We start from the raw sequence: 14,554 nt of genomic DNA on the forward strand, positions 1-14,554 counted from the left end.
GTTAAATGCCTCAGTGCAGGCTACGCATCTGACGCGGATACAGGGCGGCGCTGACTTCCGGTTCCTCCAGCAGATTCGCCAGCTCGCGATCCACGTCCGTTTCCTCTCCCTCGTCCGGCAATGGCTCGAACAGGGTATTCAGCCAGGCAGCAATCCCCGGCGCTTCATCCCGGTCATAATCCGAAGACAGTGCACCGATTCGCTTGAACCCGATAATCCGCTGATGGCGAGGATCACGGATCTGCTCGAAACCGCGCCAGTATATCCGGTCACGGGTGTGCAACTGGACGAACAGGGTGTCGATGGGGTCTCGTGTGTCGTCAGCGCTATCGTCGGCCGCATCTTCTTCAGCCGTCACTTCAAACTGATCAACGTCACGCTGCTTTTTGGTACGAATGGTGGTCCACGCCGGATAGAGCACGGCAACCGCATCCGCCTCAACATGTTCGCGTGCCGCACGCAATATCAGCGCCCAGCGGGCCTTGTCAGCCTCGGTTTCAAGGGAGTTAATGGGTAAGTCATAGCTTTGGTCGGATGACAGGACGATCGCCATCATGGGAGCGTCCAGCTCTCCCATAGCTTCACCCTGCGCTACGTTTACCAGCTCATCGATCGCAATAGGTTCGTTCATGATACGCTCGTCTCCTCAATGCCATCAGGGTTGGGAGACACTGGACAGCGCAATCTGTCTGGCGGAACTCACCACAGACAGTTGTCTATTCAGTGATCGCCACAGGACTTCACAGGAATTCTGAAGTCCTGACTACAGCATAGCGTGTCTCCGCAAAAGGTTAAACGTGGAGGCGACGTTAATAGATCACAACCCCCGCGGAGTAATTCAGTCACCATCCGGTCTGCCCGACTAACCGGTGTTCAAACCGCCACACTCTCATACCGGTCCCACCAGGGCAGCACCGACTCCAGCTGAGCAGCAAGCTGCAACAGCGTCGCTTCGTCGCCATGAGGCGCACCGAACTGAACCCCCACCGGCAGGCCTTTTGCAGTCCAGTGCAGGGGTACCGACATCGCCGGCGTGCCGGTCAGGTTGGCCAGTTGCGTAAACGGCGTCAGCGCCAGACTCTCCAGTGCCAGCTGATCAACCACGCCGCTCTTGTGTACCAGCCGACCGGCTTTGAGCAACAGCATCAGGCGACTGACGACCTGAAGGTGAGCTGGCGTATCCAAAGCACCGATCGCAGGCTGTAACTGACCGGTCGAAGGACACAAGTAGAGATCATAGGATTGGTGAAACAGCCCCAGGGCCCGGGAAAACACATTCCACTGCTGGCGCATCTGCACATAATCCGGCAACGGTAACGTGCGCCCCAGCATGCCGATCAAGCGGGTATCCAGTTCGAAATCACTGTCTTTGGCACCAAAACGCTTGGCCGCCTGCGCCATGGTGGCCGAGACCTCACCGAAATACAGCCCGAGATAACAGCGGGCCAGCGCCATGCCATCAAAATCCGGCTTGGCGTACTCGATTTTATGCCCCATGTTTTCCAGCGCATGCGCTGTAGACTCGACCGCCTCCACACATTCAGGCGCGACTTCGCCGTTGTAGGGCGACGCGGTAAATACCCCAATCCGGAGCGGTTTTGGCGCTTGCTTGATCACACTGGCGTAAGGCGCTGCTGGTGGCGGAATCACAAACGGATCACCCGCTTCAGGTCCCGCCAGATAGTCGAGCATTACTGCACTGTCGCGCACACTGCGGCTGACCACATGATCTGCCGATGCGCCGGTCCAGTGCTCGCCCATCCCCGGCCCTGCCGACACACGGCCCCTTGAAGGCTTGAGCCCGAACAAACCGCAGTAAGCGGCCGGAATCCGAATTGATCCACCACCATCATTAGCGCCGGCCATCGGCACGATACCGGCAGCAACTGCCGCACCTGAGCCTCCGCTGGAGCCGCCCGGGGTCAAGCGTGTATCCCAGGGATTACGGGTCGGGCCCCATAATCGGGACTCGGTGACACCTTTGAGCCCCAGTTCCGGCGTGGCAGTGCGACCCAGCAGCACCAACCCGGCTTTGCGGGCGCGGGTTACGTATGACGAATCCCGTTCTGCGACCTGGCTCTTCAACGCCTGGCTGCCATAGGTACAAGGTTTGCCTGCCTGTTCCTGGGCCAGATCTTTCAACAGAAACGGAACGCCAGACAGCATCGCCTCGTCCGACATGCTGCCTGGCAACTCGTCATCAAACTGGGGATGACAGATCGCATTGATTTCAGGATTGACCTCCTGCGCCCGGGCAACCGCGGCTTTACGCACCTCGTCGGCACTGAAATCCCGTTTCCGGATACCTTCGGCGAGGCCAACCGCATCATACTGTCGATAGTCACTGACTTTCATTTACTCATCCTGCTGGCGAGCTGACTGGATCGCACCAGAATACCTCAGCGTCACCTGTTTAACAGGCCATTCTGTGTCCTTTTGACGTACATGATACTGAACGGGCTGGATCGGCCTTGTGCGTCTCCCGCTATCAGTGACAGTTGATATGGAACGACGGCATCGCCACACTCGGGTCTTCCGGCAGCCTCTCAGAATAGTCTTTCAGGCGGAGTAATATTGATGCAGGCAAGTAACCTCAATCCGACGATTCCGGAATCCCGACTGCCGGGGCGCCGGATTGTCTCCGTCTTGACGGGTCTTTTGGCAGGCCTGCTGTCTGCGTTCAGTGGCCCGTTGCAGGCCGAGGAGCTGAAAGACTGGACCTCGGTGATCCGCGAATCCCCCTACTGGGAGAGCAAAGGTGTCTACTCCAATATCCGCAGCGTACGGCGCTGGATTCTGGAAGGTCAGGCCTACTGCTCCGATGAGAACCGACACATTTTTTTCGATCGCCGGGGCAAATTCCTGGGCTATATGGAAAACGCTGATACCCGCGCGGCAACCCAGCAAAAACTCAACACCACGCGCCTGAAGTTTACCCGCGACGGGCGCAGCGACTATTGGGTGCCAGGCTCCGCAGGCAATACTGGCTATCCGTTTGCACTCGCCTGCAAGCAGCCGCACGTCGATCTGGACGAAGCCATGTCCCGCTACATCGGCAGTGAAGCCGGCGACCTGATCTGGGGCAGCTGGGATGACCTCTCGATTGGCAGCCCCCAATCCCCCCGGTCATTGCATCAGGCACTGGAAGAAATCTACAAGGTGCGGGAGCAACAGAACCGGCTCGACCTGCCCCCTGAAATGCCCCGTTACCTTGCAGGGCAGTTACTGATTGAAAGCGGCGGTCGTCGTCAGGCTCATTCGGCAGCGAACGCCCGCGGCATCATGCAGCTGTCCACAGTCGTGCTGTCTGACTGCGGCATCGCCCCGCCCAATTACTGGCACCGGCTTGCACAGCTTGATTGCGCCATGCGGCTGACCAGCCAGAACGCTCGCTACCTGCGCCCGGCTTTCGACAAGCTATTCGGTCACCTGCCAAAGGAAAAACGTAACCGGCTGTTCACCTTGCTGGTCGTGCAGGCGTATCACGGCGGCGCCACCCGCGTGAAAGACCTGCTTGACGATCCAGAGCTATCGCAGCCGGCCGCCTATCTTGCCCAACATCATCAGGGCTATAGCGCAGGCGACATTGCCTTTGGCATGATATTCCACAATCTGGGCCGCAACCGCCTGGGGCTGGCTTCACTGTATTATGTTGTGGATGTTGAGCTGGCGGCCGAAGCCTTGTGCGAGGACCGGCGAATGAAAAAGGCCGTGCTTTGCGGGCTTTAACCTAACCGCTATCACATAAAACTTCATCCCACTGACACCGGAGACTGAATGTGGACTGGCTGTTGCCTCCTGATGTCCTGCCACCTGAAGTCGCCCTGTTCCTGCTGGTCTGTTCCGCTGTCACCTCGTTGATCACCGCTTGCCTTGGCGCAGGTGGTGGTGCCCTGCTGCTGGTGCTGATGGCCTTGTGGTTGCCACCAACGGCTATTATTCCAATACACGGACTGATCCAGCTCGGCTCGAACAGTGGCAGGGCTGCACTGACCTGGCGGCACATCGACTGGCGGGTGATCGCGGCTTTTCTACCGGGTGTGATTATCGGGGCTGCGCTCGGCGCTTTGCTTCTGGTGAATCTGCCGCCTGTGATCTGGCAGCTGACCATCGCACTTTTTATTCTTTATTTGTGCTGGGGGCCTTCGCTGCCGAAGATTCTGCTGAACCCCGCCGGTATATTTGCTGCATCACTGGCGACGAGTTTCGTCAGCCTGTTTGTCGGTGCGACGGGGCCGCTGGTCGCGGCGTTTATTAAACAGATCCATCAGGACCGGTTTAAAACGGTCTCGACTTTCGCCACCGCAATGACCCTGCAACACAGCCCCAAAGCGCTGATATTCGGCCTGGCCGGATTCGCGCTTGCCGATTGGCTGCCGTTTGTCGCGGGTATGATCATCTGCGGTTTCGCCGGCACCTGGATCGGACTTCATCTGCTGAGCAAGTTCAGCAACGCCACTTTCCAGCGCGGCTTCAACTGGCTGCTGACGGTGCTGGCCCTACGACTGATCTGGCAGGCCGCCTCAAGCTATGGTGTGTTTGGCTGAACGACGGAACCGATAGTCTTCAATCAGGCCGTTGATCAGCAGCGCAGCAAGGATGATCCCGCCACCGACAAACCCCAGCACGCCAGGCAACTCACCCAGCATCAGCCAGACCAGAAACGTGCCGATCACGGTCTCCAGCAACAAAAACAGGCTTACTTCAGCCGCCGGCAGATATCGCGGACCGGTCTGAATCAGAATGCTCGCGGTAGGCAAAAACACCAGGCACAGCAGTGAAATCAGACCAAAATCACGCCAACCCGGCCACTGCATACCGCCGGCCAGGGCAGCCGCCACCGCGACCAGAGCCGCCCCAAACACCAGCATCAGACTCATATCGGCTTCTGGTCTTGATCGGGCGACAGCAAAATTGGACGCCAGCGAGAAAGCTGCAACAAAGGCCATCACCAGCCCCAGCGGCTCGCCGTGGCCCAGCTCTCCCACTGCCATCAGCATCGCGCCGGAGACACAGACGAGAATCAGCACCCAGGTCCTCAGCGGCAGCCGTTCACGCCAGATCAACCAGGCCAGCAGCGCCGCGATCACCGGCGCTGTATTCAGAATCACCAGTACGTTTCCAGCAGCGGTGTACTTCACACCGGTGACGAAGCCCAGCGTGCTGCCTGCGAACGCGACACCGCAATACAACCCGCGCTTGCCACAGGCTCTCATGCTGGACACAACACGCCCTCGATAGCGGACCGCATTAATCAGCGAGAACGCCAGCGTCAGCATCAAACCACGCCAGAACAGAAACACCACCGGGCTGACACTGGTCGACTTGACCAGCAACGAGTCCGGCGACAGCATGAGAACGCCAAAACCGACAATGGCAAAGCCTTTCATCCGGAGCGCGCGAAGCGTCGTATCGCTTGTCGTGGCGGTCATGAAAACGGCATCCTTTTAGCAGCTGAACAGCGTCTCTGGCGCCATCGATGTCCGGCAGCCTCGCTGCCGTATGCTATTGTCATCAACGTATCGGACTCATCAAAAAAACCAACCCGGTGTCATTACCCCAACTGAAGAGAGAGTATGTGCCATGTCGAGTGAAAACCTGCACGCACCACGTGAAAAACTGTCCAAAGAGACGATTCATCTGCATCACTGCATCGTCTCCCTGATGGAAGAACTGGAAGCCGTTGACTGGTATCGCCAACGGGCGGATGACTGCGATGACAAGGCTCTGAAAGGTATCCTGCTGCATAACATGCGCGAAGAGATGGAGCACGCCGCCATGTGCATCGAGTGGTTTCGCCGGAACAACACGGATTTCGACGGCTTCCTTCGGGAATTCCTGTTCACCGAAGGTGATATTGCCGATCACGGCTGACATAGCGCCCGGCTAGGATAGTGCTGGACACGCCTGGCCGGACAGAACCACGACCTGGTTGCGCCCGCGGCCCTTGGCGTCATAAGCGCCTTCGTCCGCGCGCGCAACCACGCTTTTATAATCACTGTCGCTATCCACAATATCAGTTACGCCGATACTGGCTGTAACGCTGAAGAGGGCCCCCTCCTGTTCCAGCGTTATCGCTTCAATGCCGGCGCGAATCGACTCTGCAATGACCTCAGCCCGATCAAGACCACAGGCCGGTAAAATCACACCAAATTCGTCACCACCGAGCCGTGCGGCCATATCAGACTGACGTACAGCATGTGTCAGCACCGTCGCTATCTGGCGCAGCATTTCATCACCGAGCAGGTGACCACCGTTATCATTTACCGGTTTAAAATGGTCCAGATCAATCAGCATGACAATCGACCCGTTGCGTCGACTAACATCCTGGCGTAACAATTCTGATAGCCGCGCATTAAAGGCACGCCGGTTGGACAGACGGGTCAGGCTGTCGTGAGAAGCTTCCCAGGTAAGAGCGGCCTCCTGCCTGCGCCGTTCGCTGTCATCTCTGAGAACAAACACCAGCCGATCCGTTTCTTCATCACGGTCCAGCCGCAACATGGTCAGCTCAACCTCGAATTCCGTTTCATTCACGTTCGTCATCACCGCATCGAGGCTGTTGACCTGCGGCTGCTGCAGGAATTCGTCCAACGTCCAGGGTTGGTCACCGATCGTGACCGACATCAGATCAAACAATTTGAGACTTGATACGGTTTCCGTCTGACCAAGGAAGGCATGCGCGGGGCCGTTGGCGTAGCTGATGACACCCGCGCTGTCAGTCAGGATAACGCCTTCCTGCAGCACCCCCAGAATACTGGTCGCGCGATTTCGTTCGGCCTTGAGTTCCGCCTCGACTGCACGTTGCTCAGTAATATCGTTGATGATCGTCAACGTACCGAGCGAGCGATCCGGCGTAGCGATGGCCGAGGTCATCGCTGACACCCAGATCACGCGATTGGCCGATGCATCAAACAGGCGGTATTCCTTGCTCGAAACGCCACCTTCACGTAACACCTTGCGCCATGTGCGCATGACTTCCGGCCGATCATCCCTGTAGACCCCTCCCGCCAGATGACGATTGCGCAGCTTCTGGGCCGGTTGTCCCATAATGGCTTCAAACGCTGCATTGACGAATTCCACCCGCCCCAGCACATCAGTCTGTACGATACCAATCGGCGCCCGTTCGGAGAGAGCACGATAATAGACTTCCTGCTGCTCCAGATCGCCTTTGACCCGATCGCGTTCTTCCATCACTTCATTGAACGCACCCACCAGGGTCTGGATTTCGCGCCCACCGCCCACCTTTACCGGTCCACTCAATTCCCCAAGAGCGCGCTCAGGTATTTGCCGTGCCAACTGATCTAAAGGACGAAGCAATCGAGTGAAGCGATGTAGCGCCAGCGGCACAAACAAAACGATCAGAGCCAGCCCTACCCAAAACATCACGTTAACCAGTCGATCGATGGGCGCAAATGCCTCGTTTACCGGCAGGGATACGCCGACAAACCAGGGCGCAGAATTCAGTTGGCGATTGGCGACGAGAATTTTCTCGCCCGTTGTGGCGCGAGCAATTCGCACACCTTCACCACCTTTACGCGCATCATCGAACGCATGGTTACCAGGTGGAAGCGGCTCAAGCTTGTTGCTGGCGCCACTGCCTGCCAGAACTTTCCCTGAACGGGTCGCAACGCCAACCTCGCCATCCTTGCCAATGGACACGGTCCCGAGCTGGCCCAGAAAGCTGTCTTCGTCCAGTTTTATGGTGCCGGCAAGTATCGCAATCATGCGCTGTTTAAAATCGAAAACGGGTGCGGTAACGATAACGACCGGTTCGTTCTCATCTCGGGTCAGGAAGGGTTCAGATATCAGGGTGGTGAGTTGCTGACTGGTCAATTTGAAGTACGGGCGGTCCGAGACATCAATACCCAGTGCATCTTCCGCCGCAGGAAAAGCGGCTGCGACTTTCCCGTTTTCATCCATCAGGTAGAGACGGTGGAATAACCCGCCAAGCGCAACCTGGCGGTTGAGCATGAGCTGAGCCCGGCCAAGAAGGCTTTCACGATCCATTGTCATGCTGTGAGCAACCGAGGAGACCGCCCGGAAACGCTGCTCCAGCTTGTCATCAATATTCTCGGCGATGATCGCGGCGTCGGTTTCGAGCTGGGCGCGTGTCTGGGATTCAATTTCGCGCTGACCGGCAAAAATGCCCACCAGCGTTGCAATTACCGTGATCAACACCACGAATAGCACGACGATTCCAACTGCCCGGTTTCTCAGACTGTCAAACCAGTGCTGTATCCGCTGAAACAAATCCTGTCCCCCGCTCTCGCCGCCTTCGGCTCTTTCTTACCCACTACTTATTAAAGCGACATCAGTCACTTGTCAGTGTATCAGACCTGGAAACCTCTGTAGCACTTACGTCCAGTAGCTAAACTTAATAATAATCGTTACTATTAACGTTAGCGGATTCACATGTTCCGAGGAGTATATTCGTGCCTGATCCCACTGCCATTTCCGACGTGACGCACCAGCTTACGCCCATCCAACAGCTTATAGAGTTCGGCGGCCCGGTTATGGTCGTCCTGTTGGCGCTTGCCGTGCTGGGAGCCGCAACCTTCATCTACGCCATGCTGGTCGGTGCCGTTTTTGCGCCCCGAACAGACCGGCGACTGAAAGCGGCCGTCGATCGCTGGAAACGCTCGCCCAGTGAGCGCACTGCCGCTGAGGTTCTGGATCAGAAGACTACGCGCCAGCGCTTCAATCCGATGCATGGCCTGATCAATACGACCATGCGAGGCCTGCTGCGCGGTCAGACTGACACCCAGATCCGCGAAGACGTTGCCCGGCTGGCACAAAAAGCGCTCCAGCCGTTCGAATCACCCCTGAAAATAATTGAAGTGATCGCGGCACTGGCGCCGTTGCTCGGTCTGCTGGGCACAGTCATGGGGATGATGGAAGCCTTTAGCGCCATGGCATCGGCAGAAGGCCGCGCCAGTGCGAGTCAACTCAGTGGCGGTATCTATCAGGCGCTTATGACCACGGCTGCGGGTCTTGTCATTGCAATCCCGTTGGCGGCTATCGCAGCATGGATGGAGTTCCGGTTGCGCCGCATCAACACTCACATGAACGATCTGTTGGTCCAGGTACTCAGCGCGTCCACGCGCCAGGATACGCCGGAACCCGTCACGCCGACGGTTACGGCTGCGCCAGGCGCCACAAACAGCGAAACCGAAGCTAACACCGCTACCGGTGAAAAGCGATTCGCCCATGCAACTGGTTGAACCACGTCCCTACAAGCGCCTGCCCATCAAGATTACGCCGTTGATCGACGTCGTTTTTATCTTGCTGGTGTTTTTTATGGTCACGTCCCGGTTGGTGCCCACCAGTTCTCTCGCACTGGATAACGCCACCGCGAGCACCGGCACCCAAACGGGTGATCCACTGCCGGAGCTGGTTCTCCATCGCAACGGCCAGCTTGATCTGGATGGCAAGCAGGTGTCGCCATCGGCAGCAGTCGACGCCCTCAGGCGCCGGGATGTCAGGGAAGTCAATCTGAGCACAGACAAGGATGTGGCTCTGAGCACGTTCACCGAAAGTCTGACCATGCTCCAGTCTGCCGGACTAACGACGCACTGGAGCCGAAGCGACGTAACCGACGACACCGAGACACCCTGACATACCATGCCCAGCTTTATCCCCCCATTCCGTAGCGATAGTGGCAAGACGCTGATGGACAAGGTCGAGGACGGCATTCTGCCGCTCATCAATCTTGTTTTTCTGCTGTTGCTGTTTTTTATTGCAGTGGGGCATCTTAGCGACGACCCGCTTCCTCCGCTGCCGGCAACGCCTGCCGAAGGCGACACAAGCGCCCCGGCTGCCGACATTGTTATCGACGAGAACAACCGCTGGCTCATTAACCAGCAAATCGTGAACGCCGATCAACTGGCTCAGAAGCTCCCGGCACCGGATGATGCAAAGCCACTACGCGTCGCCGCCTACGCGGACATTTCCATGGAAGAACTGGAGTCGCTGTTCCGGGAGCTTGAAAAAGCAGGTTACGACAAGCTGTCACTGCTGACGGAGCCAACACTGTGAATCAGATTATTCGAGCAGGGTTCGCGGCTTTCTCTTTGCTATGTGCTTTGGGGCTCGGCCTGTTGTTTGCGCAGTCGTCACCCGAAGTCCCCCATATGAAAGGCAATGCGTCGGTTACTTCAAAAGCGGTGATTTCGGTCAGCCTGGCAGACAGAGCAAAAGCAGACAAAACAGCAACGCCAGCGCCTGCCGAATCTCAACCCTCAGTTAAACCACCTGAACCAGAACCAAAACCGGAGCCAGAGCCAGAGCCCAAGACAAAACCAAAACCAAAGCCGGAGCCCAAGCCAACGCCGAAACCTGAACCAAAGCCCAAACCAGAACCAACGCCAAAACCAGAGCCCAAAGCGCAACCGACGCCACCCGAAACAAAGACAGCTGCCGCCGCGACAGCGCCAAAGACGTCGGCTGAACCGGCTAAAACGATAGGGCCAGCCAGTGGAACACCAAGCAATATCAAGCTGACCGCCGGTCAGTCAGACGCCATGGACAACTATCTATCGCGCCTGCACCGCCACCTGTCCGAGCACTTCAAGTACCCACGCCGAGCCAAACGTCGCAACATCGAAGGCACTCCCGTGGTGGAATTCGAGCTCGACAGAAACGGCAAACTCATCAGCAGCAATCTGTCAGGAAGTTCGGATGAGCGTCTGCTGGATGAAGCAGCACTTGCGTTTATCAAGGAAAGCGAGCCCATGCCGCCAGTACCTGACAGCATGAAAGGCGATCGTTTCAGTTATACCATCCCCATACGCTATGAATTGAAGTAGCCCGTCCGGGCGAATTCTTGCCCGGACAGCAAGTTTCCGCCCGCTCCTTGCAACTCCTTGCTTGATCGGCACTTCACTGAAATCACACAAAATACTTAACTGCTTGATAATTAGTTGCTTTTAATTCCTGGCACGCACCTTGATATAGCATTGGTGTCCAGAGCGGAATGGACTCTGGCCACTCACTCATTCATGTCATGGAGCAGACAATGCCAACTCCTTGTTATATCAGCATCGAAGGTAAAACTCAGGGCAACATCACCGCTGGTGCCTTCACTTCAGACTCAGTCGGCAACATCTACGTCGAAGGTCACGAAGACCAGGTACTGGTTCAGCAGTTCGACCACACCGTTACCGTTCCTACTGACCCGCAATCTGGTCAGCCTGCCGGTCAGCGCGTTCACAAGCCTTTCAAGTTCACCGCTGCGCTGAACAAAGCCACACCGTTGATGTACAACGCACTGGCTTCTGGCGAAATGCTGCCGAAAGTTGAAATGAAGTGGTACCGCACGTCTGTTGAAGGTAAGCAAGAGCACTTCTTCTCTACCATCCTGGAAGATGCCACTATCATCAACATCGACTGCAAAATGCCTCACTGCCAGGATCCTTCAAAAGCTGAATTCACCCAGCTGGTAGAAGTGTCTGTTGCATACCGCAAAGTGACCTGGGAACACGCAATCGCTGGCACTTCCGGTGCTGACGACTGGCGTTCACCGTTCGAAGCGTAAGCCCGAACGTAAAGGTGAATCCCGAAAACGGCCAGCCTCTGCTGGCCGTTTTTGATTGAGCCAATCCCTGCAAAGACACTGAAGGTTTCACAGCTTTACCGTTATTTCGCACAATCATCTCAGCCAATGAGACGATGCGCTGATGACGTCAAACCTGTTAAACTTTGATCAGTTTGCACGACGACATAAAACGGGCCGGATGCCCGAGGATGCAGGATGTATCCACCGCTGACCTGGCGGTTGATGCCCTCAGGATAAATCAAGGACGACACCATGCCCCAGCCCACCGGCCTGCAGTTCACGGCCCGTCTCGGGTCTTTGCCGGATGACACCTTCTCGGTGGTGGAATTCGAGCTGACCGAAAGCCTCTCCGACCTGTTCCATCTCAAACTGGATCTGGCCAGTGCCTTTGATGATCTGGCCGTGACCGATGTGTTGGATCAGGATGCCGAACTGGTGCTGTATCAGGACGGTGACGTTCTGCGACGCTTCCACGGCGTGGTGTCCTCTTTCAGCCGGGGCGATACCGGCCATCGCCGCACCCAGTACTCGGCTATCGTTCAGCCCGCTCTCTGGCGTTTAGGGCTGATGCACAACAGCCGCATCTTCCAGCAGCAGACCACTGAAACCATCGTCCAGACCCTGCTGGATGAGCGGGGTATCGTCGACCGTACCCTCAACCTCAAACGCCCTTCCGAAGAACGGGAATACTGCGTCCAGCACCGGGAATCCGATCTGGCCTTCGCTACCCGTTTAGCCGCCGAAGAAGGCTGGCATTACCGCTTTGAACACCGCCAGGGCGGGCATACGTTAATCCTGGCCGATCACCACCGCGAAGCGCCAGAGTTGCCAGAGGCCGGCTACAACGCCACCGCAGGCGGCAGCAGCCGCCAACCGGCGGTGTTCAGCTTCACACCTCAGGATACGGTCTCCGTCGCCAGCGTGGCGCTGAAGGACTACACCTTCAAGAACCCGGCCTATGCCCTGATGCACGAAACCAGTGGCGCTGATTTACCCCATCGGGACGACTACCAGCATTACGACTACCCGGGCCGGTTTAAACAGGATGCCAGTGGCCAACCCTTTACCGAGGCTACTCTCGACAGCCTGCGCAATCAAAGCCGGATTGCCAGTGGTACCAGTAACCGGGCGGACTTCACCAGCGGCGCCAAATTCACGCTGAGTGAACACAGTGCCCAGTCTCTCAACCGGGACTGGTTGATTACCAGCGTCACCCACAAGGGCACACAACCCCAGGCATTGGAAGAAGACGGCGGCAGTGGCGCCACCACCTACAACAACCGCTTCAGCGTCATTCCGGCCGACCGCACCTGGCGCCCCCAGTTAAAAGACAGCCAGCGTCCCCGTATGGATGGCCCGCAAGTCGCCATCGTCACTGGCCCCCCGGGGGAAGAAATCCATTGTGATGCACACGGCCGGGTTAAAGTTCGGTTCCCCTGGGACCGCTATTCCAAGAACGACGACAACAGCAGTGCCTGGCTACGCGTCTCCCAGGGCTGGGCCGGCGGCAGCTATGGGTTTATGGCCCTCCCGAGAATCGGCCATGAAGTCATTGTGTCCTTCCTGGACGGCGATCCGGATCAGCCGATCATTACCGGGCGCACCTACCACGCCACCAACACTCCGCCGTATGAATTACCGGCCCACAAAACCCGCACCACCCTGAAAACCCAGACCCACAAGGGCGAAGGCAGTAACGAACTGCGCTTTGAAGACGAAGCCGATAAAGAACAGATCTACGTCCACGCCCAGAAAGACCTGGACCTGCTGACCGAAAACGACCGCACTGAGGTGATTCACCACAACAGCCACCTCACCGTGGACAACGACCGGGTCAGTCACATCAAGGCCAATGATCACCATACGGTGGATGGCGAGAAGCGGGAGAAGGTTGGCGGTGACAGCAGCCTGACGGTGGGCGGAACGCACCACAGCAAACAGGGTAAATCCCATCTGGTCGAAGCCGGCAGCGAAATTCACCACAAGGCCGGCATGAAGATCGTCATCGAAGCCGGTGCCGAAATCACTCTCAAAGCCGGTGGCAGCTTCGTCAAAGTCGACCCAAGTGGCGTGACTGTGTCAGGGCCCATGATCAAGATGAATTCCGGTGGCTCACCGGGGAGTGGGACGGGGCAAGGCGCTGTGGTGCCGGCTATGCCCGAAATGATTGATCCGGCCAGCCATGGCTCTCGGGAAACGGCGCAGCTCGGTGATACATCTCAGCGGGCGAATGCAGTAGGCGGCCCCGTAGCGCCCCCAGCCAGCACAGCTACCCCACTACTGAAAGAGTCCGCCAACAAAGGCGCTCTGGTCGTTTCAGATTGCGAGTACGATGAGCATGGACGCTGCAAAGTACATCAACACGCTTCAAGTAACTTGAGCCAATCGCCAGACAAAACAAATACTGGCAACGCATCGGTACCTGCAAGCGCTGACAGTTCACAGCCGGCGGCTGAAAAAACGGACAATGAAGAACCCGCACCCACTCAAGCTGAGCCTGGATTTCACGTCGCTCAATCAGCCATGAATAAAAATGCGCTGTTACAAAAATTGTATGGCGACGCTTCTGCAAAGCCTGACTCATTCGACCGCCTGAACCCTAACATTGGTGACCGGGTGATGCCCGGCGAGATGATCGTGCTTGGTGATCCAAATGGCATGGAATGCACCCGGGAAGAAGCAGATTTAATGCAGGTTGCCCGTAAGGTTAACCAGGACCTACGTAAGCTGGACGAACAAGAGGCACAATTTCTGGTCGATCACTACGACTTACTCGAAACGCTGACCTCAAATGCCTCCACCGGCATGGGGGCAGGCTCGGTAATGATCGCAAATCAGATCAAGTCTATCGAAGCTGTGCTCAGGGATCTGGAAGTTCTGCACCAGGATAGCTATAAAAAACATGGCCACCTCAATAGCACCGAGTTTTTTGAGAAACGGCAAGGTCTTTTCAAAAGGCTGGATTTTGCACTGGGGAAAATCGCGCGCAAGGGCATGTCA

The 14,554-nt window shown here is 57.0% G+C and carries 12 protein-coding genes and 1 pseudogene; 9 read left to right on the top strand and 4 right to left on the bottom strand.

Annotated elements, in window-relative coordinates:
• Positions 1-10: 10 nt before the first annotated feature.
• Positions 11-631: a hypothetical protein gene (locus ACUN9X_RS01540; protein WP_260037061.1), complete on the bottom strand. Its 621-nt coding sequence runs from the start codon at positions 629-631 to the stop codon at positions 11-13.
• 242 nt (positions 632-873) lie between these two features.
• Positions 874-2,355, bottom strand: coding sequence for an amidase (locus ACUN9X_RS01545; RefSeq protein WP_445471978.1), 1,482 nt, complete (start codon positions 2,353-2,355; stop codon positions 874-876).
• A 222-nt stretch (positions 2,356-2,577) separates the two neighbouring features.
• Between ACUN9X_RS01545 and ACUN9X_RS01550 the strand changes: the two genes are divergently transcribed.
• Together ACUN9X_RS01550 and ACUN9X_RS01555 are read left to right on the top strand one after the other, a co-directional pair.
• A complete protein-coding gene (locus ACUN9X_RS01550) occupies positions 2,578-3,729 on the top strand; it encodes a lytic transglycosylase domain-containing protein (protein ID WP_260037065.1) in 1,152 nt (383 codons plus the stop codon).
• A gap of 50 nt (positions 3,730-3,779) precedes the next feature.
• A complete protein-coding gene (locus ACUN9X_RS01555; RefSeq protein ID WP_445471979.1) occupies positions 3,780-4,547 on the top strand; it encodes a sulfite exporter TauE/SafE family protein in 768 nt (255 codons plus the stop codon).
• Here ACUN9X_RS01555 and ACUN9X_RS01560 read toward each other — a convergent pair.
• A complete protein-coding gene (locus tag ACUN9X_RS01560) occupies positions 4,524-5,432 on the bottom strand; it encodes a DMT family transporter (protein WP_260037068.1) in 909 nt (302 codons plus the stop codon). The genes ACUN9X_RS01555 and ACUN9X_RS01560 overlap by 24 nt on opposite strands.
• 151 nt (positions 5,433-5,583) lie before the next feature.
• Between ACUN9X_RS01560 and ACUN9X_RS01565 the strand changes: the two genes are divergently transcribed.
• Positions 5,584-5,874 (top strand): ferritin family protein, encoded by a 291-nt coding sequence (locus ACUN9X_RS01565; protein WP_260037070.1) that lies wholly within the window; start codon positions 5,584-5,586, stop codon positions 5,872-5,874.
• Between the two features lie 12 nt (positions 5,875-5,886).
• Here the strand turns inward: ACUN9X_RS01565 and ACUN9X_RS01570 are convergent, their stop codons facing one another.
• A complete protein-coding gene (locus tag ACUN9X_RS01570; RefSeq protein ID WP_445471980.1) occupies positions 5,887-8,250 on the bottom strand; it encodes a diguanylate cyclase in 2,364 nt (787 codons plus the stop codon).
• A 182-nt stretch (positions 8,251-8,432) separates the two neighbouring features.
• On the opposite strand from ACUN9X_RS01570, the gene ACUN9X_RS01575 reads away from it, so the two are divergent.
• The 6 genes and pseudogenes from ACUN9X_RS01575 to ACUN9X_RS01600 form a co-directional block, all read left to right on the top strand.
• Positions 8,433-9,221 (top strand): MotA/TolQ/ExbB proton channel family protein, encoded by a 789-nt coding sequence (locus ACUN9X_RS01575; RefSeq protein ID WP_445471981.1) that lies wholly within the window; start codon positions 8,433-8,435, stop codon positions 9,219-9,221.
• Entirely contained in the window at positions 9,208-9,615 is a 408-nt protein-coding gene (locus ACUN9X_RS01580; RefSeq protein ID WP_445471982.1) for an ExbD/TolR family protein, read from the top strand. Before ACUN9X_RS01575 ends, ACUN9X_RS01580 begins: the two co-directional genes overlap by 14 nt.
• A gap of 6 nt (positions 9,616-9,621) precedes the next feature.
• Positions 9,622-10,035, top strand: coding sequence for an ExbD/TolR family protein (locus ACUN9X_RS01585; protein WP_445471983.1), 414 nt, complete (start codon positions 9,622-9,624; stop codon positions 10,033-10,035).
• Positions 10,032-10,805: an energy transducer TonB gene (locus tag ACUN9X_RS01590; protein WP_445471984.1), complete on the top strand. Its 774-nt coding sequence runs from the start codon at positions 10,032-10,034 to the stop codon at positions 10,803-10,805. The genes ACUN9X_RS01585 and ACUN9X_RS01590 overlap by 4 nt, the downstream gene beginning before the upstream one ends.
• Positions 10,806-11,014: 209 nt before the next feature.
• Positions 11,015-11,533, top strand: coding sequence for an Hcp family type VI secretion system effector (locus ACUN9X_RS01595; protein WP_260037079.1), 519 nt, complete (start codon positions 11,015-11,017; stop codon positions 11,531-11,533).
• Positions 11,534-11,806: 273 nt separating this feature from the next.
• Positions 11,807-13,903 (top strand): annotated as a pseudogene (locus ACUN9X_RS01600) (type VI secretion system Vgr family protein); the annotation flags it as partial.
• Positions 13,904-14,554: the final 651 nt, after the last annotated feature.

Source organism: Marinobacter sp. V032 (assembly GCF_052645435.1).